This is a genomic window from Paraburkholderia lycopersici (assembly GCF_900096975.1).
Taxonomy (GTDB): Bacteria; Pseudomonadota; Gammaproteobacteria; order Burkholderiales; family Burkholderiaceae; genus Paraburkholderia; species Paraburkholderia lycopersici.
The window spans coordinates 1-1,688 of sequence record NZ_FMYQ01000071.1; the positions used below are offsets into that span (position 1 = coordinate 1).

Below are 1,688 nucleotides of genomic sequence, written 5' to 3' on the forward strand. Positions count from 1 at the left end.
GGTCTAGCATGGCAGAAGCCGCAAAAAAACCGAGGCCGGAATACCGGAACATCGGGCTTGGGCAGATATTGTTCGCATACCGCCTGCCTCTGGCCGGTCGTGTGTCGATCGGCCACCGCATCAGCGGTGCGCTGTTGTTCCTGTTCCTGCCTTTCATCCTGTTCCTGTTGGACCAAAGCCTCACTTCGGAGCTGAGCTTCGAGGTGTTCAAGGGCTTCCTCTCCAGCGTCATCGTCAAGCTCATCGTGCTGGTCCTCGGGTGGGCGTTCCTCTTTCACTTCTGCGCCGGCGTGCGTCACCTGTGCATGGACTTCAACCATGGCCTCGTGAACAAGGAAAAAGGCAAGACGACCTCCGCTGTCGTCGTGATCGTCTCCACGATCCTCACGATCGCCTTCGCGGCAAAACTCTTCGGAGCGTTCTAAAAAATGTCGGCTAAAAACGGTATCGGTCCGAAGCGCCTCGTCGTCGGCGCTCACTACGGCATCCGCGACTGGATCGCGCAACGCGCCACCGCCGCGATCATGGCGATCTACACGATCGTGCTGCTCGTCGTGTTCTTCGGCGCGCACGACTTCTCGTACGACGGCTGGGCCTCGATCTTCGCCGCCCAGTGGATGAAGCTCGCCACGTTCGTCACCCTCGTCGCGCTGTTCCTGCACGCGTGGGTCGGCGTGCGCGACATCTGGATGGACTACATCAAGCCGGTCGGCCTGCGCATCACGCTGGACGTCCTCACGATCGCATGGCTGCTGGGCAGCCTCGGCTACGCCGCTCAGATTCTCTGGAGAGTGTAAAAGAATGGCTGCAATCAAGAATTCTCTGCCGCGTCGCAAGTTCGACGTGGTCATCGTCGGCGCCGGCGGCTCGGGGATGCGCGCTTCGCTGCAACTCGCGCGCGCCGGTCTGTCGGTCTGCGTGCTCTCGAAGGTGTTCCCCACGCGTTCGCACACGGTTGCGGCGCAGGGCGGCATCGGCGCCTCGCTCGGCAACATGAGCGAAGACAACTGGCACTTCCACTTCTACGACACGATCAAGGGCTCCGACTGGCTCGGCGACCAGGACGCGATCGAGTTCATGTGCCGCGAAGCGCCGCACGCCGTGTACGAGCTGGAACACATGGGCATGCCGTTCGACCGTAACGCCGACGGCACCATCTACCAGCGTCCGTTCGGCGGCCACACGGCCAACTACGGCGAGAAGCCGGTCCAGCGCGCATGCGCGGCGGCCGACCGCACCGGCCACGCGCTGCTGCACACGCTGTACCAGCAGAACGTCGCGGCGAAGACCACGTTCTTCGTCGAATGGATGGCGCTGGACCTGATCCGCGACGCCGACGGCGACGTGCTCGGCGTGACCGCGCTGGAAATGGAAACGGGCGACGTCTACATCCTCGAAGGCAAGACCACGCTGTTCGCCACGGGCGGCGCGGGCCGGATCTTCGCGGCATCGACCAACGCGTTCATCAACACCGGCGACGGTCTCGGCATGGCGGCCCGTTCGGGCATCGCGCTGCAGGACATGGAGTTCTGGCAGTTCCACCCGACCGGCGTGGCCGGCGCGGGCGTGCTGATTACGGAAGGCGTGCGCGGCGAAGGCGGCATTCTGCGCAACTCGAACGGCGAGCGCTTCATGGAGCGCTACGCGCCGACCCTGAAGGATCTGGCGCCGCGCGACTTCGTTTCGCG

3 protein-coding genes are annotated in these 1,688 nt (G+C 64.0%); all 3 read left to right on the top strand.

The features are described 5' to 3' along the window. Positions 1 to 8: 8 nt before the first annotated feature. Positions 9 to 425 (top strand): succinate dehydrogenase, cytochrome b556 subunit, encoded by a 417-nt coding sequence (gene sdhC, locus BLU17_RS32000; RefSeq protein ID WP_092006736.1) that lies wholly within the window; start codon positions 9 to 11, stop codon positions 423 to 425. A 3-nt stretch (positions 426 to 428) separates the two neighbouring features. After that, a complete protein-coding gene (gene sdhD / locus BLU17_RS32005) occupies positions 429 to 797 on the top strand; it encodes a succinate dehydrogenase, hydrophobic membrane anchor protein (protein WP_092006739.1) in 369 nt (122 codons plus the stop codon). A 4-nt stretch (positions 798 to 801) separates the two neighbouring features. After that, positions 802 to 1,688: FAD-dependent oxidoreductase (locus BLU17_RS32010; protein ID WP_143189409.1), on the top strand; the 887-nt coding region annotated here is incomplete at its 3' end.

Coding starts and splice junctions, on each gene's coding strand:
- sdhD (WP_092006739.1), top strand. CDS start 429: ATGTCGGCTAAAAACGGTATCGGTCCGAAGCGCCTCGTCGTCGGCGCT.
- sdhC (WP_092006736.1), top strand. CDS start 9: ATGGCAGAAGCCGCAAAAAAACCGAGGCCGGAATACCGGAACATCGGG.